Annotated in this window: 15 protein-coding genes and 3 tRNA genes; 10 read left to right on the plus strand and 8 right to left on the minus strand. The window is 75.4% G+C overall.

Translation table 11 applies throughout. From position 1 onward, the window contains the following. Nucleotides 1–9: 9 nt before the first annotated feature. Entirely contained in the window at nt 10–1,011 is a 1,002-nt protein-coding gene (locus ACFVFS_RS27805; protein ID WP_380627443.1) for a hypothetical protein, read from the minus strand. 111 nt (nt 1,012–1,122) lie between these two features. Between ACFVFS_RS27805 and ACFVFS_RS27810 the strand changes: the two genes are divergently transcribed. Then, nucleotides 1,123–1,638 (plus strand): hypothetical protein, encoded by a 516-nt coding sequence (locus ACFVFS_RS27810; protein WP_380627444.1) that lies wholly within the window; start codon nt 1,123–1,125, stop codon nt 1,636–1,638. 55 nt (nt 1,639–1,693) lie between these two features. On the opposite strand, the gene ACFVFS_RS27815 is transcribed toward ACFVFS_RS27810, so the two are convergent. Next, a complete protein-coding gene (locus ACFVFS_RS27815) occupies nt 1,694–2,422 on the minus strand; it encodes a GNAT family N-acetyltransferase (protein ID WP_380627445.1) in 729 nt (242 codons plus the stop codon). A 704-nt stretch (nt 2,423–3,126) separates the two neighbouring features. Here ACFVFS_RS27815 and ACFVFS_RS27820 point away from each other — a divergent pair. The 5 genes from ACFVFS_RS27820 to ACFVFS_RS27840 all read left to right on the plus strand — a co-directional run bounded on the left by ACFVFS_RS27820 (nt 3,127) and on the right by ACFVFS_RS27840 (nt 9,956). Further along, nucleotides 3,127–4,071 carry a PAC2 family protein gene (locus ACFVFS_RS27820; RefSeq protein WP_380627446.1) on the plus strand — a complete coding sequence of 315 codons (945 nt, stop codon included), beginning with the start codon at nt 3,127–3,129 and terminating at the stop codon, nt 4,069–4,071. A gap of 156 nt (nt 4,072–4,227) precedes the next feature. Then, complete coding sequence (locus tag ACFVFS_RS27825; RefSeq protein ID WP_380627447.1) at nt 4,228–5,232, plus strand: SGNH/GDSL hydrolase family protein; 1,005 nt, start codon at nt 4,228–4,230, stop codon at nt 5,230–5,232. Nucleotides 5,233–5,340: 108 nt separating this feature from the next. Beyond that, nucleotides 5,341–6,657 (plus strand): deoxyguanosinetriphosphate triphosphohydrolase, encoded by a 1,317-nt coding sequence (locus ACFVFS_RS27830; protein WP_380627448.1) that lies wholly within the window; start codon nt 5,341–5,343, stop codon nt 6,655–6,657. A 77-nt stretch (nt 6,658–6,734) separates the two neighbouring features. After that, entirely contained in the window at nt 6,735–8,642 is a 1,908-nt protein-coding gene (dnaG, locus tag ACFVFS_RS27835; RefSeq protein ID WP_380627449.1) for a DNA primase, read from the plus strand. Nucleotides 8,643–8,783: 141 nt separating this feature from the next. Continuing rightward, the gene (locus ACFVFS_RS27840; protein ID WP_380627450.1) at nt 8,784–9,956 is read left to right on the plus strand and encodes a sigma-70 family RNA polymerase sigma factor; all 1,173 of its coding nucleotides are present in this window, start codon (nt 8,784–8,786) and stop codon (nt 9,954–9,956) included. Here ACFVFS_RS27840 and ACFVFS_RS27845 read toward each other — a convergent pair. The 4 genes from ACFVFS_RS27845 to ACFVFS_RS27860 form a co-directional block, all read right to left on the minus strand. After that, nucleotides 9,953–11,041 (minus strand): DUF2690 domain-containing protein, encoded by a 1,089-nt coding sequence (locus ACFVFS_RS27845; protein ID WP_380627451.1) that lies wholly within the window; start codon nt 11,039–11,041, stop codon nt 9,953–9,955. The two genes, ACFVFS_RS27840 and ACFVFS_RS27845, sit on opposite strands and share 4 nt — an antisense overlap. 469 nt (nt 11,042–11,510) lie before the next feature. Next, on the minus strand, nt 11,511–12,917 hold the full coding sequence (locus tag ACFVFS_RS27850; protein ID WP_380627452.1) for a glutamate decarboxylase: 1,407 nt from the start codon (nt 12,915–12,917) through the stop codon (nt 11,511–11,513). A 142-nt stretch (nt 12,918–13,059) separates the two neighbouring features. Further along, nucleotides 13,060–14,493 (minus strand): FGGY family carbohydrate kinase, encoded by a 1,434-nt coding sequence (locus ACFVFS_RS27855; protein ID WP_380627453.1) that lies wholly within the window; start codon nt 14,491–14,493, stop codon nt 13,060–13,062. Nucleotides 14,494–14,662: 169 nt separating this feature from the next. Further along, a complete protein-coding gene (locus tag ACFVFS_RS27860; RefSeq protein WP_380627454.1) occupies nt 14,663–14,956 on the minus strand; it encodes a hypothetical protein in 294 nt (97 codons plus the stop codon). A gap of 248 nt (nt 14,957–15,204) precedes the next feature. Here ACFVFS_RS27860 and ACFVFS_RS27865 point away from each other — a divergent pair. After that, a tRNA-Asn gene (locus ACFVFS_RS27865) sits at nt 15,205–15,277 on the plus strand. 59 nt (nt 15,278–15,336) lie between these two features. Next, nucleotides 15,337–15,409: transfer RNA gene (locus ACFVFS_RS27870), tRNA-Asn, on the plus strand. A 99-nt stretch (nt 15,410–15,508) separates the two neighbouring features. Here ACFVFS_RS27870 and ACFVFS_RS27875 read toward each other — a convergent pair. Continuing rightward, nucleotides 15,509–16,300, minus strand: coding sequence for a trypsin-like serine peptidase (locus tag ACFVFS_RS27875; protein WP_380627455.1), 792 nt, complete (start codon nt 16,298–16,300; stop codon nt 15,509–15,511). 190 nt (nt 16,301–16,490) lie between these two features. Between ACFVFS_RS27875 and ACFVFS_RS27880 the strand changes: the two genes are divergently transcribed. After that, nucleotides 16,491–16,564: transfer RNA gene (locus ACFVFS_RS27880), tRNA-Ile, on the plus strand. Between the two features lie 294 nt (nt 16,565–16,858). Here the strand turns inward: ACFVFS_RS27880 and ACFVFS_RS27885 are convergent. Next, the gene (locus ACFVFS_RS27885; protein WP_380627456.1) at nt 16,859–18,814 is read right to left on the minus strand and encodes a hypothetical protein; all 1,956 of its coding nucleotides are present in this window, start codon (nt 18,812–18,814) and stop codon (nt 16,859–16,861) included. A 375-nt stretch (nt 18,815–19,189) separates the two neighbouring features. Here ACFVFS_RS27885 and ACFVFS_RS27890 point away from each other — a divergent pair, with 375 nt between their 5' ends. Further along, nucleotides 19,190–20,113 carry a 1-aminocyclopropane-1-carboxylate deaminase/D-cysteine desulfhydrase gene (locus ACFVFS_RS27890; RefSeq protein ID WP_380627457.1) on the plus strand — a complete coding sequence of 308 codons (924 nt, stop codon included), beginning with the start codon at nt 19,190–19,192 and terminating at the stop codon, nt 20,111–20,113. Nucleotides 20,114–20,139: the final 26 nt, after the last annotated feature.

Here is a 20,139-nt window from a genome sequence, read left to right on the forward strand (position 1 = left end):
CAGGTCCGGTCAGCGGGCCCGGCGCCAGCTGATCCGGGCGTGCGGACCGTGCGGTCCGCCCGCGAGCAGCACGGCCAGCTCCTGCAGCAACGGCCCCGGGTCGCGGCGCAGCTGGACGGGCGTGGTGCGGACGACCGGCAGCCCGGCGGCGGTCAGCCGGTTGGCCCGGGTCAGGCTCCGCTCGTGGTCGGCCGGGCGCAGGTGCCAGGCCCGGGAGTCGATCTCCAGCGCGACGCAGGCCTGCGGCCAGTAGGCGTCCGGCACGGCCAGGAACCGCCCGTCCAGGAAGAGCACCGGGTTCCAGAGCGGTTCGGGCAGCCCGGCCCCGCGCACCGCGTCCCGTGCCTCGCCCTCGACCACCGAGCGCACCCCGGCCGTCAGCTCCTCCACCACCCCGGCCAGCCGGGGCAGCTCGCGGGCGTCCGGTCGGGCCAGCAACTGGTCCAGCAGCTCGCCGAGTTCGCAGTGCCGGCGCTGGACGGCCTCGGCGCACAGCGCGCGGAACCGCTGTCGTCCGCTCTCCCGGGGCGCGAGGTCGGCCAGGGCCCGGGCGACCGAGGTGCTCCAGAGCCCGTCGTCGCGCTCGAAGCCGCCAGGCATCGGCCCGCTCGCCCGGTGGATCCGGACGAACCCCCGGTCGCCGACCTTGCGCCGGGCGGGGATCAGCACGTCCACCTCGGCGAGGTCCGCCGGGTGCCCGGCGGAGGGGAGTCCGGCGTCGGCGAGCACCGCCACCCCGGTGAGCAGCACCTCTCCGACGGGCGGCGCGGTGAGCCCCTTGGGCCCCGCGTAGGCGACGGCGGCCCGCAGCCGCTGGTGCGCCGTCAGCCGCCCGGTCTGCAGGCAGATCACCCGGGGCAGCACCCGCTGCCACGGCCCGCCGGGCCGCAGCCGGTGCGCGATGGTGCCGGACGGCACGCCGAGCCCGCGCAGCTGGGCGCGGGTGGCGATGTGCTGCTGGTCGGCGCCGAGCAGCAGCAGCGGATCGAGGAGGGAGCCGGCGCTGGTCATGCCCGGGTGGTTCCCGCACGGATCGGCGGTATGCGGAACATCGCCCGCCGGGGGACTGCCCGGTCAAACGAGGTTGACGCGAGGGCGGCGGGGAGGGTGGGGTCGCCCCCGATGACGCTGGCCGCCGGACTGTTCGACGGCGGGGGTTCGTACGGCAACGGCGCCGCGATCACCGGCGGCGTGGTCGCCGCGCACACCGGGACGGCCGACATCCCGGACGCCTGGGCGGCCGCCCGCGAGCCGCTGCCCGGCTGGGCGTTCCCCGAGCCGGACGGTGTCGCGAGGGCGTCGGACCGCGGCTTCCTGAAGCCGCTCCGGTTGCCGCGTCCCTGCCCCGTCCCGGACGTGGTCTGGAGCGAGGAGCAGTGGCAGCGGATCCGGTACGGCCTGCGGTCGAAGGAGACGGAGCAGAAGTGGGAGTCCTGCACCGCCGACGGTGTGCTCCACCTGCACCGCAGCCGGACCGGCCACGCGCAGTGGGCGGTCCGGGTGGCAGCCGTGCCGGGAGGCGGCCGGCGCCCGGTGTCGGCCGTGGCGCAGACGCACCCCGGGTACGCCGAGGCTCCGCTCGGAGCGGACCGCCTCCGTGACGTCCTCGGCCTGGCCGCCACGGGCTACGCCTGCTGACCGCCGCACCGGCCGCCGCCCTCCGCCGCCCGCGGTGGGCGGCGGCCGGCGGGGCTCAGGCCGTGATCAGGTGCCCGGCGCCGCCGCCGTGTCTAAGGCACTCCTGGTTGATCGCCGGATCCGGGGCGCTCGGCGAGGTGGCGGCGGCGATCCGCAGCTCGATGATGTCCCGGACGGCCGGCCACTCGCTGTCCAGGATCGAGTAGAACGCGGTCGACCGGACCACCCCGTCCAGCCCGCGCGAGTGCGCCCGGCGGACGCCCTCCGAGGTCGCGCCGAGCCGCTCGATGGCGGTGCGCGAGCGCAGGTTGCGGGCGTCGGCGCGCAGCGAGATCCGCTGCACGCCCCACGCCTCGAAGGCGTGCCGGAGCATCAGCAGTTTGGCCTCGGTGTTGATGCCGGTGCCCTGGGCGCGCGGCGACAGCCAGGTGTTGCCGATCTCGGCGGCGTCCGGGACGGCGGTGGCCGGGTCGCCGAACGGCACGCCCGGCACCGGCGGCCAGACCAGCGGCCCCTGCCAGTAGTCGAGTTCCAGGAACCGGGTGGAGCCCACCACCCGGCCGTCGGCCTGGTTCACCGTGGCGAACGGCAGCGACTTGCCCGCGGCCTGGTCGGCCAGGGCGCGTGCGATGTACTCGCGGGCCGCTTCCAGGCCGTGCGGGACGGGCGTGAAGGCGTAGGTCGTACGGTCCTCGGCGCCGGCCTTGGCGATGGCCTCGGCGTGGTGCGCGGCGAGGGGCTCCAGCCGCACGGTGCGGCCGGTGAGGATGACAGGTACGGGCACGGAACCTTCGGTCCTTCATCGGTCGGAGGGCGCTGGCCCGTGCCGGGGTGCGGCGCGGGCGAGCGTTGACTGGTTCGCCCCGTCCCGGAGTGCGCCCACCGGTGCCCGCGCACGCCGGAGTCCGGTCGGGCGGGGCGGGGAGCGACGGCCCGGAGACGGGCAGCGCGGTGCCGGAACGGACACGGGTCCACGGACCGGTCCGGCGGGGATGAGCGAGGGGACAGTGTGCGTCCGCGATATGGCCGAGGAGGAAACGAGAGCGCGAAGGGAAGCAGGCGGCCAGGTGAAGGCAAGATGCGTCGTGGGTGGTTGGCCGAGCACCGGTCCGGGACGTGGTCGACGGCGTTACGGACGACGTGACGACGACGCGACGATGCGAGGCAGCGAGAGGACGATACCCGTAAGAAGTCGGTGCGTCACTTCGCGGCACACGAATGGCCCCCGCGACGGCGCCCGGACGGGTCGTCGAGGCCGTCCGCACCCCCCTGACCAGGCACTTCCTTGACGGGTGCGATCATGGTCCGGCCGGCCCGCCGGGCGCCCGCCGCGGGCGGCCCGGACAGAACGGGACCGGCCCGCCGGGAATTCCGGCGGCGCCCCGCACGCTGGACGAGAAGAACCGGGCCCGGGCCCGCGCGGGCCGACGCGCGGGGGAGCGGACGCGGTGAACCGCGACGAGGAAAGAAACGGGGTGTGGGTGAGCGGTGCGTGATCCCCAGGCGCTGTACGAGCTGGACCAGCAGGGCGTGGCCGCCGTGGCCGCGGCGAGGGCCGCGCTGGCGGACACCGGTGCCGGCCTGGTGCTGCTCCACCACTTCGAGGGCTTCATGGACGCCGGCGAGGCGGGCGGCCAGGTCGTCGCCCACCTGCTGGAGACGGGCGCCCCGCAGGTGGTGGCCCGCTTCGACCACGACCGCCTGGTGGACTACCGGGCCCGCCGCCCCGCGATGGTCTTCGACCGCGAGCACTGGTCGTCCTACGAGCCGCCGGAGATCCTGCTCCAGCTGGTCCACGACACCGCCGGCTCGCCGTTCCTGCTGCTCACCGGGCCCGAGCCGGACGTCGAGTGGGAGCGCTTCGCCGCCGCCGTCCGCGAGCTGGTCGAGCGCTTCGACGTCCGGCTGAGCCTCGACTTCCACGGCATCCCGATGGGCGTGCCGCACACCCGCCCGGTCGGCCTGACGCCGCACGGCAACCGGCTGGACCTCGCGGCCGGCTACCCGCAGTGGTTCGAGCAGGCCCAGGTGCCGGGCAGCGCCCAGGCCCTGCTGGAGTACCGGCTCGCCGAGGCCGGGCACGACGTGCTGGGCTTCGCCGTGCACGTGCCGCACTACGTGGCGCGCTCGGCGTACCCGGCGGCCGCGGTGCAGATCCTGGAGGCGGTGCAGTCCGCGACCGGGCTGGTGCTGCCCGGCACTCCGCTGCGCGAGCAGGTCGACGTGGTCTACGCCGACATCGAGGAGCAGCTGGCGCAGGGCGACGGCGACCTGCGGTCGGCGATCCGCGGCATGGAGGGCCAGTACGACGCGGTGGCCGGCGCCGAGGGCCGGGAGAGCCTGCTGGCCGAGCCGGTGGACCTGCCGTCGGCGGACGAGCTGGGCCGGCGCTTCGAGCAGTTCCTGGCCGAGCACGAGCGCGGGCCGGAGTAACGCGGCGGCGGCCGCGCTCCCCGAGGGGCGCGCGGCCGCCGGAAATCCACCGTCCGGACGGGAGCGATCCGGCGCGTCCGTCCGTTGGGTGTTGCGGTGCCCGGGGGACGGGCCGTCGTAGGAAGAACGCCATCGGCTCCTACCCGGGGGGATCCCGTGCCGCTGTCCGTACGCCCGACCGCCGCGCTCACCGGAGCGCTGAGCGCGGGCCTCGCCGCCGTGCTGGTCGCCGGCTGCTCCGGTTCCACCGGCTCCGGGACCGCCGCCGGCGGCGCCCCGGACGGCTCCGCGCCGCCGCGGGCCGCCGCGGTGAAGCCGACCCCGAAGCCCACCCCCACCGGGCCCTACGTGGCGCTCGGCGACTCCTACACCTCGGGCCTGAAGATCAGCCCGCAGGTGGGGGAGCCGAAGGGCTGCTCCCGGTCGGCGGTCAACTACCCGTCCCTGGTGGCCAAGGCGCTCGGCCTGTCCGGGGAGCGGTTCCGCGACGTCAGCTGCAGCGGGGCCCGCACCGTCGACCTCACCGGCGCCCAGAGCACCGACGGCGGCAGCAACCCGCCGCAGCTGGACGCGCTGACCACGGCCACCCGCCTGGTGACCGTCGGGATCGGCGGCAACGACGCCGGGTTCATGGAGGTCGTCGGCCAGTGCGCCAAGGAGAACCTGGTGGACGCGCTCAAGGGCCTGGTCGGCTCGGACCGCGCCGCCGCGCCGTGCCGCGACTCCTACGCCGCCGCGGACGGCGGCGACCAGGTGCAGCGCAAGGTGGACGCCGCGGGTGAGCGGCTCGGCCAGCAGCTGAAGGAGATCAAGCGCCGCTCCCCGCAGGCCCAGGTCTACGTGGTCGGCTACCCGGCGCTGCTGCCCGGCGACCCGGCGAGCTGCGCCCCGGTGCTGGGGTCCGCGGTGGCCGGCGGGGACCTGGGCTTCCTGGCGGAGAAGGAGCAGCAGCTCAACGCCATGCTCAAACGGCGGGCGGAGGCGGCCGGAGCGGTCTTCGTGGACCTCGCGGGGCCCTCGGCCGGCCACGACATGTGCGCCGGGGAGGGCGCCCGCTGGGTGGAGCCGCCGTTCCCGGCGCACGGCCTGGCGGCGATCCACCCGAACGCCAAGGGGCAGGAGGGCGCCGCCGAGGCCGTCCTCAAGGCGGTCCGCGGCTGACCGGAGCCGGTCACCCCGGCGCGGGGGCCAGGGTTCACGCCCCGGCCCGCGCGCCGTCGCGCGCGGCACACCCCCGGTGTCACCGCCGCGGCGTACCGTGAGGGGCATATGGACGACACCGCGCACCGCCTCACCGACGCCCCGACCCCGACCCCGTACGATCGCGCCGCCGAGGCCCGCTGGGTGCCCGAACCCGACAAGCGACCCGGCCGCACGGGGTTCCAGCGCGACCGCGCCCGCGTGCTCCACTCCGCCGCCCTGCGCCGGCTGGCCGGCACCACCCAGGTGGTCGCCCCGATGCGCAGCGACTTCCCGCGCACCCGGCTGACCCACTCGCTGGAGTGCGCCCAGGTCGGCCGCGAGCTGGGCGCCGCGCTCGGCTGCGACCCGGACCTCGTCGAGACCGCCTGCCTGGCCCACGACATCGGCCACCCGCCGTTCGGCCACACCGGCGAGGAGGCGCTCGACCAGGCCGCCGAGGCCTGCGGCGGCTTCGAGGGCAACGCGCAGTCGCTGCGCATCCTGACCCGCCTGGAGCCCAAGCGCTTCGCCCCGCAGGACGAGGCGCCCGCCCGGCTGGCCCCCTGGCCGGGCCGCAGCGTGGGCCTCAACCTGACCCGCGCCGCCCTGGACGCCGCCACCAAGTACCCGTGGACGCACGGCGCCCACCCGGCCGACCCGGCCTCGCCCAAGTACGGCGTCTACGCCGACGACCTGCCGGTCTTCCGCTGGCTGCGGGCAGGCTCCCCGCCCGGGCGCAGGTGCTTCGAGGCCACCGTCATGGACTGGTCCGACGACGTCGCCTACTCGACCCACGACGTCGAGGACGGCCTCCAGGCCGGCCACATCGAACCGGCCGCGCTGCGCGCCCCGGGCGAGCGCGCCGAGCTGTTCAAGGTCGCCGAGCGCTACGCCCGGGACGCCGAGCCCGAGGAGCTGGCCGCCGCCCTGGACCGGCTGCTCGCCCAGGAGTGGTGGCCCGAGTCCTACGACGGCACCGCCCGCGCCCGCTCCGGCCTCAAGGACCTCACCAGCCAGCTGATCGGCCGGTTCTGCCTGGCCGCCGAGCAGGCCACCCGGGCCCGCTACGGCCCCGGCCGGCTCACCCGCTACGCGGCCGAGCTGGTGGTGCCGCGCGAGGTCCGGCTGGAGTGCGCGGTGCTCAAGGCGGTCGCCGTCCGGTACGTGATGCAGCGCGACGAGCAGGCCCAGCTGCGGGCCCGCCAGCGGATCGTGATCGCCGAGCTGGCCGAGGTCCTCGGCCGGCGCGCCCCCGAGGCGCTGGACCCGGTCTTCGCCGCGATGTACCGCGAGGCGGAGGACGACCGGGCCGCCCTGCGCACGGTGATCGACCAGATCGCCACCCTCACCGACGCCTCCGCCCTGGCCCTGCACGCCCGGCTGACCGGCGCGGACCGGGGCTGACCGGGCCCGATCGCACCCGGCCCGGCCCCGGGCGGTCGTCCCGCCGTTCGGCCCGGCCGCCCCAGTAGACTTCCGGGGTGGCCGGGCGGATCAGGGACGAAGACGTACAGGCGGTGCGGAGCGCACTGCCGATCGACGCGGTGGTCGGCGACTACGTACAGCTGACCAACGGTGGCGGTGGCGAGTACAAGGGCGTCTGCCCCTTCCACGACGAGAAGTCCGCCTCCTTCTACGTCAACCCCGCCAAGGGCGTCTTCCACTGCTTCGGCTGCCAGGAGAACGGCGACACCATCGCCTTCCTGATGAAGATCGAGCACTTCACCTTCGCCGAGGCCGTCGAGCGGATGGCCGCCCAGGCCGGCATCACCCTGCGCTACGAGGAGGGCGGCTACAGCCCCCGCCACCAGCAGGGCGAGCGCACCCGGCTGGTCGAGGCGCACAAGGTGGCCGCCGCCTGGTACCAGGAGCAGCTCGCCTCGCCCGAGGCCGAGATCGGCCGCCGCTTCCTGGCCGAGCGCGGCTTCGACGAGGAGGCCGCGAAGACCTTCGGCGTCGGCTACGCCCCGGCCGGCTGGGAGCACCTGGTCCGCTACCTGCGCGGCAAGGGGTTCAGCGACAAGGAGATCCTGCTCGGCGGCCTGGCCTCGCAGGGCCAGCGCGGCGGTCTGATCGACCGCTTCCGGGGCCGGCTGGTCTGGCCGATCCGCGACATCGCCGGCGAGGTGGTCGGCTTCGGCGCCCGGCGGCTGCGCGAGGACGACAACGGGCCGAAGTACCTCAACACCCCCGAGACGCCGATCTACAAGAAGTCCCACGTGCTCTACGGCATCGACCTGGCGAAGAAGGAGATCGCCAAGTCGGGCCGGGCGGTGGTGGTCGAGGGCTACACCGATGTGATGGCCTGCCACCTGGCCGGGGTCACCACCGCGGTGGCCACCTGCGGCACCGCCTTCGCCGAGGACCACATCAAGATCATCCGCCGGCTGCTGATGGACACCTCCCAGTACCGCGGCGAGACCGTCTTCACCTTCGACGGCGACGCCGCCGGGCAGAAGGCCGCGCTGCGCGCCTTCGAGGACGACCAGAAGTTCGCCGCCAAGACCTCCATCGCGGTCAGCCCCGGCGGCATGGACCCGTGCGACCTGCGCCTGGCCATGGGCGACGAGGCGGTCCGCGAGCTGATCGACAACCCCGTCCCGCTCTTCGAGTTCGCGCTGAACTCGGTGGTCGCCAAGCACCGGGTGGACACCCCCGAGGGCCGCTCGGCGGCGCTGGAGGAGGCGGCGCCGATCGTCGCCAAGATCAAGGACCGCTCGATCCAGCACGAGTACGCCGTCCGGCTGGCCGGCATGCTCGGCATCCTGGACGAGCCGTTCGTGGTCCGCCGGGTCTCCCAGCTGGCCCGCTGGGACCGCGAGCGCCAGCAGAACCCGCGCGCCAACGGCCAGCAGCGCCGCCCCGGGCCTGCGCAGCCCGCCGGCCCGGCCCGGCCCGCCTTCGTGCTCAACCCGCGCGACCCGGCGCAGTTCGTCGAGCGCGAGCTGCTCAAGCTGGCCCTGCAGCACCCGGACCTGGTCGCGCCGGCCTTCGACAACTACGGCGAGGACGAGTTCCCGACCCCGCCGTACACCGCCGTGCGCCGTGCGATCGGCCAGGCCGGCGGCGCCGCGTACGGGGCCGCGCTGGCCGACTTCACCGCCGTGGTGCGCGAGGCCTGCCCGGACGATCGGGTGCGCTCGCTGGTCACCGAGCTGACCGTGGAGCCGGTGCGCTCGCGCCGGAAGGCGGACGCCGTCTACGCGGGCGAGTTCCTGGTCAAACTGCGGATGCTGGCCGTGGACCGGCGGGTCGACGAGGTCCGCGCCCACCTCCAGCGGCTCGGCAACCGGGCCGCCCCCGAGGAGCTGCACGCGGTGCAGACCGAGCTGTGGCAGCTCCAGCAGTACGGGCAGTCGCTGCGCAGCCGGGGCGCCGCCGCCCTGTAGGGCCGCGGTAGGCCCGGAGTAGGGCCGCGTTCAGAAAGTCCGCGCACGAGTCTCGGCCACGGAGTATGGCGTGCCCCACACTGGAGGGCGTCCCACCTCCGTTCAGCGCGGGTCCGCCAGAGTCGCGCCCGCCCCGAGGGGATGCCCGTGGACCGAGGCCTTGCCGCCACCGCCCAGCCCGCCACCGACCCGCTCGCCCCGCCCGCGCCCCAGGACGGCGCCCCGGCCGGGCACGCCCCGGCCGAGGACCACGGCCGGGCCGGGGCCCCGCCCCCGGACGGCGCCCGGGTGCCCGCCCAGGGCCTGCCGCCGGGCCACCCCGACGCCAGGGAGGCCGCCGACGCCGACGCCGGCAGGGACGAGGACGAGGAGGCCCCGGGGCCGCCCGGCGCCGAGCCCGGCGGCCCGGCGGCCGACCTGCTCCGCCAGTACCTGCGCGAGATCGGCCGGATCCGGCTGCTGACCGCCGCCGAGGAGGTCGAACTGGCCCGGGCGATCGAGGCCGGGCTGTTCGCCGAGGAGCGGCTGGACCGGCGGCCGCGGCCCGCCGACCGGCTGGCCCGCGAACTTGAGGCCCTGGTGGCGGTCGGCCGGCGTGCCAAGCGCCGACTGATCGAGGCCAACCTGCGCCTGGTGGTCTCCGTCGCCAAACGCTACGTCGGCCGCGGGCTGACCCTGCTCGACCTGGTCCAGGAGGGCAACCTCGGGCTGATCCGGGCGGTGGAGAAGTTCGACTACACCCGCGGCTACAAGTTCTCCACCTACGCGACCTGGTGGATCCGCCAGGCGATGAGCCGCGCGCTGGCCGACCAGGCCCGCACGATCCGGGTGCCGGTGCACGTGGTCGAGCTGATCAACCGGGTGGTGCGGGTGCAGCGCTCGCTGCTCCAGGAGCGCGGCACCGAGCCGGGCCCGGCCGACATCGCGGCCGTGCTGGAGCTCACCGAGGAGCGGGTGCGCGAGCTGCTCCGGCTGGCCCAGGAGCCGATCTCGCTGCACACGCCGGTCGGCGAGGAGGACGACGTCGCGCTCGGCGACCTCATCGAGGACGCCGACGCGGCCTCACCCGCCGAGTCGGCCGCCTTCCTGCTGCTGCGTCAGCACCTGGAGGCGGTGCTGGCCACCCTCGGCGAGCGCGAGCGGCAGGTGGTGCAGCTCCGCTACGGGCTGGACGACGGGCGGGCGCGCACCCTGGAGGAGATCGGGGTGCTCTTCGGGGTGACCCGGGAGCGGATCCGCCAGATCGAGTCCAAGACCCTGGTCAAGCTCCGCGACCACGCCTTCGCCGCCCAGCTCCGGGGCTACCTCGACTAGCCGGGCTGGCTCGCCGGGCTCGACGGGGCCGGGGCCGCGGGCTGGGCCGAATCGGTGGCGGACGGCGGCGGGGTGGCCGGGCCGGGCGGGATCGGGGTCGAGGCGACCGTCCGGGCCAGGTCGGAGGTCGAGGGCGAGCAGGCGGCGCCCTCCGGCTCCTTGCGCTGCCCGCAGACCTGGATGGTGACCGCCGGGTCCGCCGCGTTCACCATCCACGAGTAGTTGTCGTACCCCCAGTGGATCAGCGCGGTCTCCGACTCGCCGGCGCTGGTGGTGATGGTCGCCTGGTCGCCGGGCTGGCCCTCGGTGATCGCCGCCCAGGCCGCCTGGCACTTCTGGCTGTACCGGAGGTAGACGACGACCTTGCCGACGTTGGTGGTCAGCAGGGTGCGGGCGTCGCCGCCGCAGCCGGTCGCCTTGGGGTCCTTGTGGACGCAGCCGAGCGCCTGGCAGGCCGGGACCGGTGGGGCGGGGTTGGCGGGCACCGCGGGCGCGGTGGTGGCCGGGGAGGAGCCGCCCGCCGGGGTGGACGGCGCCACGGTGGCGGCGGTCGGCGTGGCGTTTTCCTCGTCGGAGGAGGAGAGGAGCCGCATGCCGAGCAGTGCCAGCAGCAGTGCCAGCACCGAGGCGCCGACCAGGGCCGCCGGGCGGCGGGTCCGGCGCGGGCCCTCCGGGGCGGCCTCGGCGTCCGTCCCGGCGTCGGTCTCCGGAGCCGGTGCCGCCCCGGGAGCCGGTTCGGCACCCTCCTCGCCGTCCGACCCGGTGCCGCTGTCCGCCACCGCCGCGGCCTCGTCGGCCGGCTCCGCCGTGCCGGGGGCCGTCCCCGCGGCCGCGTTCCGGCGCCAGAGCGACCGCAGCGCCGGACCGTCGCACTCCACGGCCCCGATCAGCGCGTCGAGCGCCTGCTCGGTGATGATCCGCTTGCCGTTCAGCCAGCGCTCCCAGGAGGCCCGGCTGTAGTGGGTCCGGGCGGCCAGCTCGGAGAGCGAGAGCCCGGTCGCGTCCTTGACGGCGCGCAGCTCCTCCGTCAGACGTCTGGCGGGGTCGGAGAGGTCGTCCGGCAGCTGCTTCCAGGCGGAACCCATGCGGTCTCTTCCAAACATGCGGGCGGGCGGGGCGGCGGGGCTGGAACGGGCGGCACCCCGCGGGGCACCGCTCCGGACCCGGGCGGGCGCCTTCGCGTCTCAAACCTCGGCGACCCGGCGTCCCAAAACCCAGGTCCTGGCGCTGAGACGGACGGAAGTGTCTCACAACACCGGGAGAGGCTCGAACATTCATATGGTCGTCGGGCATTGTTCTTCCCGCCGGAGCGGTTCACCGCCCGGTCCTTCGTCCGGGGACCGTTTCCCGACGGCCCGGCACCTGCCGTGCCCTGGCCCCCACCGGTACGAGGCAGCCTCCACGGGGGGAGGCTGCCCCGGGCCGCAGGGACGCACGGCGGGGGCGGGCGCACCGATGCGCCCGCCCCCGCCGTGATCACGCCCGTCGTCCGCCGCCCGTCGCTCGCGGCCGGGCGCCCGACGGCCCGTCAGCGGCGGAAGCCGGCGGTGGAAGTCAGTGGTGGAAGCCCGTCCGGGCCGGCACCCCGAGGTCCTGGAGCGGGGACGGCTGGCGGCGCAGCTCCGGCAGCAGCCGTCCGAGGTCGCCCAGCAGCAGGTCCGCGAGGTCGCGGGAGAAGCCGTTGCGGCAGACCACCCGCAGCACCGCGAGGTCCTCCCGGTTCGCCGGGAAGGTGTAGGCGGGCACCTGCCAGCCGCGCTCGCGCAGCCGCCGCGACACGTCGAAGACGTCGAACGGCACGTCGTCCGCCGTGGTGAGCGCGAACACCGGCAGCTCGTCGCCCCGGGTCAGCAGCCGGAAGCCGCCCAGCCCCTCGATCCCGTCGGCCAGGTACCCGGCCACCTCCCGGCAGGCGCCCTGGACGGCCTGGAAGCCGGCCCGGCCGAGCCGCAGGAAGACGTAGTACTGGGCGATCACCTCGGCGCCGGGCCGGGAGAAGTTCAGCGCGAAGGTCGGCATCTCGCCGCCCAGGTAGTTGACCCTGAACACCAGCTCCTCGGGCAGCGCCTCGGGGTCCCGCCACAGCGCCCAGCCGACGCCCGGGTAGACCAGCCCGTACTTGTGGCCGGAGGTGTTGATGGAGGCGACCCGGGGCAGCCGGAAGTCCCAGACCAGGTCCTCGTCCAGGAACGGCGCGATCATGCCGCCGGAGGCGCCGTCGACGTGCACCGGGACGTCCAGGCCGGTGCGCCGCTGGAGGTCGTCGAGGGCGGCGCAGATCTCCGCGACCGGCTCGTAGGAGCCGTCGAAGGTCGACCCGAGCACCCCGACCACGCCGATGGTGTTCTCGTCGCAGAGCTCCACGGCCTGTTCGGGGCCGAGGTGGAAGCGCTCGCCGTCCATCGGCGCGGTGCGGGCCTCGACCTCCCAGAAGGTGCAGAACTTCTCCCAGCAGACCTGCACGTTGACGCCCATCACCAGGTTGGGCCGGGCCCCGGCCTCGTAGCGGTGGGCGTTGCGGCGCATCCAGCGCCGTTTGAGGGCGAGGCCGGCCAGCATGCAGGCCTCGCTGGAGCCGGTGGTGGAGCAGCCGACGGCGGCGTCCGGGTCGGGGGCGTGCCACAGGTGGGCCAGGATGGCGACGCAGCGCCGCTCCAGTTCGGCGGTCTGCGGGTACTCGTCCTTGTCGATCATGTTCTTGTCGAGGCACTCGGTCATCAGCCGGGTGGCCTGCACCTCCATCGAGGTGCTGACGAAGGTCGCCAGGTTGAGCCGGGCGTTGCCGTCCAGCAGCAGCTCGTCGTGGATCAGCTGGTACGCCGTGTCGGCCGGGACCGGGCCGTCCGCGAGCCGGTGCAGCGGGGGTGCCAGCTCCATCGTCCCGAGCGGGTCGGCGGCGGTGCCGACGAACGGGCCGACGGTCAGCCGGCGGTCGTCGCCGGCCCCCTTGTGCAGTGCCATGGGATCCTGCCGCCCTTCCGTCCGGTGGCCGCGTCGCCTCCCACGCTGCCACCGGCCGCCGGGTGACGCATCTCCGCCGGTGCGCCCGCTCCGGGGGGCGTCACGGCCCGTCACGGGCCGTCCGGGGCCCGCCCGGGCCGTCTCAGCCGGCCGTCTCCGGGTGGATCTGCTCGCGGGCGGCCCGGTACTGCTGGCGGACCGCGGACCCGATCGGCAGGTCGTGCTCGGCGTCCGGGGCCGCCGTGACGGCCTCCGGCAGGTCCCAGCGCGGCGGCTCGGGCGTCCCGGCCAGCGCCCAGGCCGCCTGCCGGGCCGCACCGCGCGCCGCGTGCGCGCCGGGCGGCGGGACGACCACCGGGACGCCGAACAGCTGCGGCGCGACGTGCCGCACCGCCTCCAGCCGCCCGGCGGCGCCGAGCAGGAAGACCCGCTTCACCTCGACGCCGCGGGCGCGCAGCACGTCCAGGGCGTCCGCGCTGTTGCAGAGCATGCCCTCGACGGCGGCCCGGGCCAGGTGCTGAGGGGCCATCGACTCCGCCCGGAGCCCGGTCAGGGTGCCGGCCGCGTGCGGCAGCGCGGGCGTCCGCTCGCCGTCCAGGTAGGGGAGCAGCACCAGCCCGTACGCGCCGGGGGAGGACTGCAGGGCGAGGTCGCTGAGGCCCTCCAGGTCGCGGCCGAGCAGGGCGGCGGTGGAGCGCAGCACCTGGGCGGCGTTCAGGGTGGCGACCATCGGCAGGTGGCGGCCGGTGGCGTCGGCGAAGGAGGAGACCAGGCCGGTGGCGTCCACCACGGCCTGCTCGTGCACCGCGAAGATCGTCCCGGAGCTGCCGAGCGAGACCACCGCGTCGCCGGGCCCGAGGCCGAGGCCGAGCGCGGCGGCCATGTTGTCGCCGGTGCCGGCCGAGATGAGCAGCCCCTCGGGGGTGTGGCCGGCGGGTTCGGCCGGGCCGAGCACGTCCGGCAGCCTCAGCGGGTGGCCGAGTGCCAGCTCGACCAGGTCCTGCCGGTACTCGCCGGTGATCGGGGACCAGTAGCCGGTGCCGGAGGCGTCGCCCCGGTCGGTGGTGCGGCGCTTGGGGTGGCCGAGCAGCTGCCAGACCAGCCAGTCGTGCGGGAGCAGCACCTCGGCGATCCGGCGGGCGTTGGCCGGTTCGAACTCGGCGAGCCAGCGCAGCTTGGCGACGGTGTACGCCGGGCTGGGGACGGCGCCGATCGCGGCGGTCCAGGCCGCCGGGCCGCCCAGCTCGTCCAGCAGGGCCGCGGCGGCGCCGCTGGAGCGGGGGTCGTTCCACAGGAGCGCCGGCCGGACCTGCACGCCGCCGGCGTCCAGGCCGATCATGCCGTGCTGCTGGGCGCTGACGCCGATCGCCCGCACGCCCTCCAGCAGACCGCCGGCCGCCGCGTCGCCGAGCGAGTGCAGCCAGAGCTGCGGGTCGGCCTCGCCGGGCCGGGTGTCGGGGTCCTCGGGCGCGGGGTGGGGGGCCTTGCCGGAGCGCAGGACGGTGCCGGTGTCGGCGTCGCACGCGACGATCCTGGTGCGACCGGTCGAGCTGTCTATCCCCGCGACGATGGCCATAGTCGAGATCATGCCTCAGCGGGCTCCCGGACGCGGCCCGCCCGGGCAAGTGTTGCCCGTTCGGTACAGCGTCCGGGAGCCCCCGTCCGGCCGGCCGTCACCGCCCGGTCGCACCCGCCCGTCACGGACCGGCGTCAGAGCCTTGTCGCGGCCCGGGCGCGGGCGGCGGTCAGGGCCGGTAGGTGCCCCAGCTGTCGTCCTCGCTCCTGGCCCGGTTGAAGTACGGCACCCGGTCGGTGACGGAGTTCGGCAGCCGGTCGCCGACCTTGCCGGCGACGGCGCCGGCGGCCTTCCCGGCGACCGCGCCGGCCTGCTGCCGCGCCTTGTCGGCCGCGCCCTGCACCGTGGGGTTCTGGGCGACCTGCCGGGTCACCCTGGCGATCTGCTCGTACCGCTGGCGCCCCGCCCGCGTGCCCAGGACATAGCCCGTCGCGAGTCCGACACCGAACGACAGCTTCCACATGGTCGGATTCCACCCTCTCCTGGCGGCCATTGCCGCATTGCCCTACCCGTCTGCCGGGACGGTGAACCGTCGGCGACCCCAGCATCCACGGACGGCGCCCCGGGCGCGCGGGGAAGCGCGCCGGGCGGGGGCGCCCGGTGGCGGCCGGGGAAAGCGATTGGCGGACCACCCCCCCGAGTGCGCTAATGTATGTCCCGCAGCGAGCGCCGAGGAGCCCGGGAGACCGGGAGCCGGAGCGGGAAGCTCGATCCCCCATAGCTCAATTGGCAGAGCAGCCGACTGTTAATCGGCAGGTTATTGGTTCGAGTCCAATTGGGGGAGCTCGGGTGGCGGCCCTCGGGTCGACCGTCCGTCCGTGGTACGGCAGTTGTGTACCGCGATCCCGCATAGCTCAATTGGCAGAGCAGCCGGCTGTTAACCGGCAGGTTTTTGGTTCGAGTCCAAATGCGGGAGCTGCACCGGGTCCGCCCGGTGACTGCTCAGAGCGAAGGCCCCTCGGTAGACCGGGGGGCCTTCGTGTTGCCCCGGGCCGCCCCGCCGGCGTGATCCCCCTCACGCCGCGGCCTGCTGGAAGAGCTCGGTGACCCGCTCGTCGAAGGTGATGCTGTACGAGGTGCCCGGCGTCTCGCCGCCCTCCTGGTAGCCGCCGATCACCCCGATCACCCGGCCGTTCGTGGTGAGCCAGGGGCTGCCGCTGGTGCCGTCGGTGTAGCCGGCGCAGTCGAACCGTTCCTGGGTGGGGCTCTGCGAGGCGGTCACGCCCGAGCAGGTGATCGGCTCGTCGCCCTCGTTGGGGTAGCCGGTGACCGAGACCGCCAGGCCGAATCCCTGGTCGGTGCCGAGCGGGTTGCCGCCGACGGCGTCCTCGACCTGCCGTCCGTCCCGCGGGCCCACGGTGACGAACGCCACGTCGTACTCGGGGTCGGCGCCGGCGGACCAGCGCGGATCGACGGTGACCGACTTCACCGGCCAACTCCCGTAGGGCGAGGAGCCGTTGCGGTAGCCGGGGGTGAACACCAGGCCGTCCAGCAGCCCGATCCGGCGGTTCTGCACGCAGTGCGCGGCGGTGACCAGCAGATTGCGCCGGGGGCTCTGCACCACGCTGGCCGTGCACGCCCGGGGCCCCTGGGGGGTGCGCACCGCGAGCGTGCCGACCCGGTCCCAGGCGGGGTTCTGCGGGGCCACCGCGGCCGTCCGCCCGCCGTCCTGGCCGCCGCCGCAGGCGATCGCGGCGGCCAGCAGCAGGGCCGCCATCGCGGCCGTCCTGCCGGCGCGCGCGGAGGGGGCCGGGCGGGAGGGCATCCAGGGCTCCGTGTCGTCCTCGGGGCGGGCGCGCTCGTTCACGTGTTCCGCCGTTCGGGACCAAGATCTACCAGCCCGGCCCGTCCCGCGCCACCGCCGCCCGTTCCCGGGTGCGCACCCGTGTGCGCCCCCGGCGCGCACCACGGGTGATCGACCGGCTATGCTGCCCGGGACGGCCTTTCGGGGCCGTCTGCTGCTGCCGCGACCGGCCTGCCGTCGTGTGCCGCGAACCGGGGCGGTAGCTCAGCCGGTTAGAGCAGGGGACTCATAATCCCTTGGTCGTGGGTTCGAGTCCCACCCGCCCCACCCCGCGCAGTCGTCCGGACGACCGGACTTGACCAGGTGCGGTCAGTCTGCCCGCACTCTAGTGCCCGGCGGCACCGCGAACCGCGCCGACAGGCCGGGAATCACCCGAACAGGTCCGCCCCGCAGCCTCGTTGACCCCGCCGACGGCCTCTGCGCGGCCGTCTCCGGGTCCGTCTCCCGCTCCGGGTCCAATCTCCCGCTCCGGGTCCGTCTCCGGGTTCGGATCCGTGACCGCGCCCGGAGACGGCAGCGGACGCGGCCGGGTCGCTGCCCGGCCGCGTCCGCAGGCCCCGCTCAGTGCAGCGGGAAGGGCTCCACGACCATCCGGCCCGAGGCGTCCCGCCGGAGCAGGCCGAGCTCCAGGTCGGGGGCCTCCTTGCCCTTGCCGTGCATCAGCGCCCTGACCTCGGCGGCCAGTTCGGCGTTGTCGAGGTAGACCCGCAGCGGCTCGGGCGCGATGCTCGCGTAGTACACGATGTCCCCGGCGCCGTGCCGGCCCAGCCCCCACATCCAGGACCGCCAGGAGCGGCCCTGGTCGCTGTTGAGCACGCCGAGCCAGAGGTTGTCCTCGGAGGAGCCCCAGTCGGGCTTCAGCTCGTCCCACACCCGGTGCCCGCCGAGGGACACCGCCACCCGCTTGTCGCCGGCGGGCCGGGACTCGTGGATCGCGGTGACCCGCTCGGCGACGTCCCAGCGGGCCTGCCCGCCGCGGAGCATGTTCCGGCCGGGGCTGCCCTCCCACCCGGCGGCCCTGCTGACGTCCGGCTGGCTGTTGAACACCGTGCCGTACAGCAGGCAGCCGGTCGCGGTCAGCACGGCGACGGCCGGGCGCAGGCCGCGGCCGGCCCGGGAGCCGGCCGGCCGCCGCTCGCCGGCGAGGATCCGGCGGCCGAACAGCGGGAGCACCGCGGCGGCTGCGGTGACCATGCCGATCACCAGCAGCTGGTGGAGCACCTTCTCGTAGAAGTACGAGGTGTCGCCGGTCTTCTGCAGCTGGTACTGCCGGATCGCGAAGGAGAACAGCACGATCGCGCCGCAGGCCCCCAGCGCCGTGCGGCGGGCCCGGTCGGCGCGCGCGGACCGGGTCAGCAGCACCGCGAGGGCGCCGGCGACCAGCGGGAACAGCAGGTGCCGGCCGACCGGGGTGATGCCGCCGGGAACGGTCAGCACCTCGGCGGAGCCGGCCGTGGAGAGGTTCACGGCGATGGGGAAGAGCGCGAGTCCGCCGGCGACCGCGGCGGCCGCCAGCGCGGTCACCCGGTGGCGCTTCCAGCTGGGCCAGTGGCAGACGGCCCAGCTGAGCACGGTCGCTCCGGCGGCCGGCAGCAGCAGGTAGTGGCCGAAGGAGATGCCGGCGACCAGGGCGGCCATGACGACGAGCTGTTCGTGGATCCGGTCGAGCGGACGTATCGCCAGGGCGACCAGGACCGCCAGCAGCCCGAGCGCGAAGAGCTCGCTGATGAACCCGTTGAAGTACAGCTTGGGCAGCTCGGCGACGACCAGGAAGGCGCCGGCGGGCAGCACCAGGGCCAGGTTCCGCCAGCCGCGCAGCGCGGGCCCGGCGGCCCGGTGGACCGCCCAGAGCACCGCCACGGCCAGCGCCGCGGCGGTCACCGTGTAGAGCAGCACGAACAGCGGGAGCTGCATCTCGTGCGGGCGCCCGTTGCGCAGGAAGCTGGTGATGACCGCCAGGATCAGATGGCTGCCCTGCGGGTAGGTCTCCAGGTTGTCCTCGACCGTGGTGGCCGCCTCGGCCTGGTTCAGGGAGACGAGGCCGCCGAGCCGCAGGATGGTGTCGTAGAGCGCGCTGTGGCGGGCGAGGTCCTCGGCCGAGGTGATCAGCGCCAGGCGCTCGGCGGCGTTCCGGTGGAGCACCGGGTACATGATGAAGGAGACGGCCAGACCGGCCGTCAGCAGCAGCGGGTGGTCCCGGGTCGGGACCAGGGCGCGGACCCGGGCGGCCGGCGGGAGTCCCGGCCGGGCCGGGGCGGGCCCGGCGAGGGCGCGGACCACGACCAGCACCAGGGCGGTCGACTCGGCCAGCGTCAGCGGGTGGATGCCGTAGCGCCACTTGCCGACGATCAGGGCGAGCGCGCAGGTCCAGCCGACCAGCGTGACGCCGGAGATCATCAGCCGGTCGAAGGCGGTGGCCCGGGAGCGGACCAGGGTGGCGGCGGCGCCCCAGAGGAGCAGGAAGCCGAGCAGGTCCACGCCGGCCAGGTGGAACACCGGGGGGAGCCCCAGCACCACGGCCGCGAACCACGGCAGCCCGGTGCCGGGCCGTCTCCGGCCGAATCGGGACGGTCGCCCGCCGCCGGCGGGTCCGCCGGTCCGGCCCGGCGCCCCGGGCGAGGGCGGGGCCTCCGCCGACTCCGAGACGAGCGGTGGCGCGATTGACACGATTTCCCCCACATGATGAAGAACCCCGGGAGCTTCCAGGACGTTTCCGGGACCCCGGCGGCCGGTACGACGGTGATTCGCCTGCTGACGAGACGGTAGCCGACGGCGCGGACCTACGATCTGCCCGCCCTCTGGCGTGACGCTTCGTAGGGTCATAGGGTTGTTGCATTTTAGCAAAGCTTTACTGCCGGACAGGGTTGGCAGGGGGGTTCGTATCCTTTTCGGATGTTTGCCGACGCGCTGCTGCCGACCCCCGTCATCGACTGCGCCGACGAGGTCTTCGAGCGGTCCGGGGTGCGGCTGCGGCTGAAGCGGGACGACCTGGTGCATCCGCTGGTGCCGGGGAACAAGTGGCGCAAGCTGGCGCCCAACCTGGAGCTCGCGGTGCGCGAGGGGCACCGGCGGCTGGTCACCTTCGGCGGGGCGTACTCGACGCACCTGCGGGCGGTGGCGCTGGCGGCCGGGGCGCTGGGGTTGTCGAGCGTGGGCCTGGTGCGGGGTGAGGAGCTGGCGGGGGCGCCGCGGAACTGGTCGCTGCGGGCCGCCGAGGAGGCCGGGATGGAGCTGGTCTTCCTGTCCCGCGCCGAGTACCGGGAGGCGGCCGGACGGGCGGCCGGGGGCGGCGGCGGGGAGACGGAGGCGCGGCGGCGCTGGGGGCCGTGCCTGGTGCTGCCCGAGGGCGGGTCCAACGCGCTCGCGGCGCACGGCGCGCGGGCGGTCGCGGCGGAGCTGGAGGCCTCGGAGGGGCTCGGGGCGGGGGACGTGGTCTGCTGCCCGGTCGGCACCGGCGGCACCCTGGCCGGGATCGCGGCCGGACTGCCGCCGGGGGCGCGGGCGCTGGGCGTGGCGGTGCTGCGCGGCGGGGAGGGCTACCTGGAGGGCGAGGTGACGCGGCTGCACCGGGAGGCGTACGGGCGGGAGTTCGACGGCTGGCGGATCGACCACGGGCACCACGGCGGCGGGTACGGGCGGGTGCCGGCCGCGCTGGAGGAGTTCGCGGCCGGCTTCGAGCGGCGGCACGGCATCGCCCTGGAGCGGCGATACGTGGCCAAGACGCTGGCCGCCCTGTACGACCTCACGGCGGCCGGCGCCTTTCCGCCCGGCACCCGGCTGACCGCCGTCGTCACCGGGCTGCCCGACCCGGTGTGAGCCCGCCGGGCCGGGCGCCCGGCTCC

The organism is Kitasatospora sp. NPDC057692 (assembly GCF_042799475.1).
Classification (GTDB): domain Bacteria; phylum Actinomycetota; class Actinomycetes; order Streptomycetales; family Streptomycetaceae; genus Kitasatospora.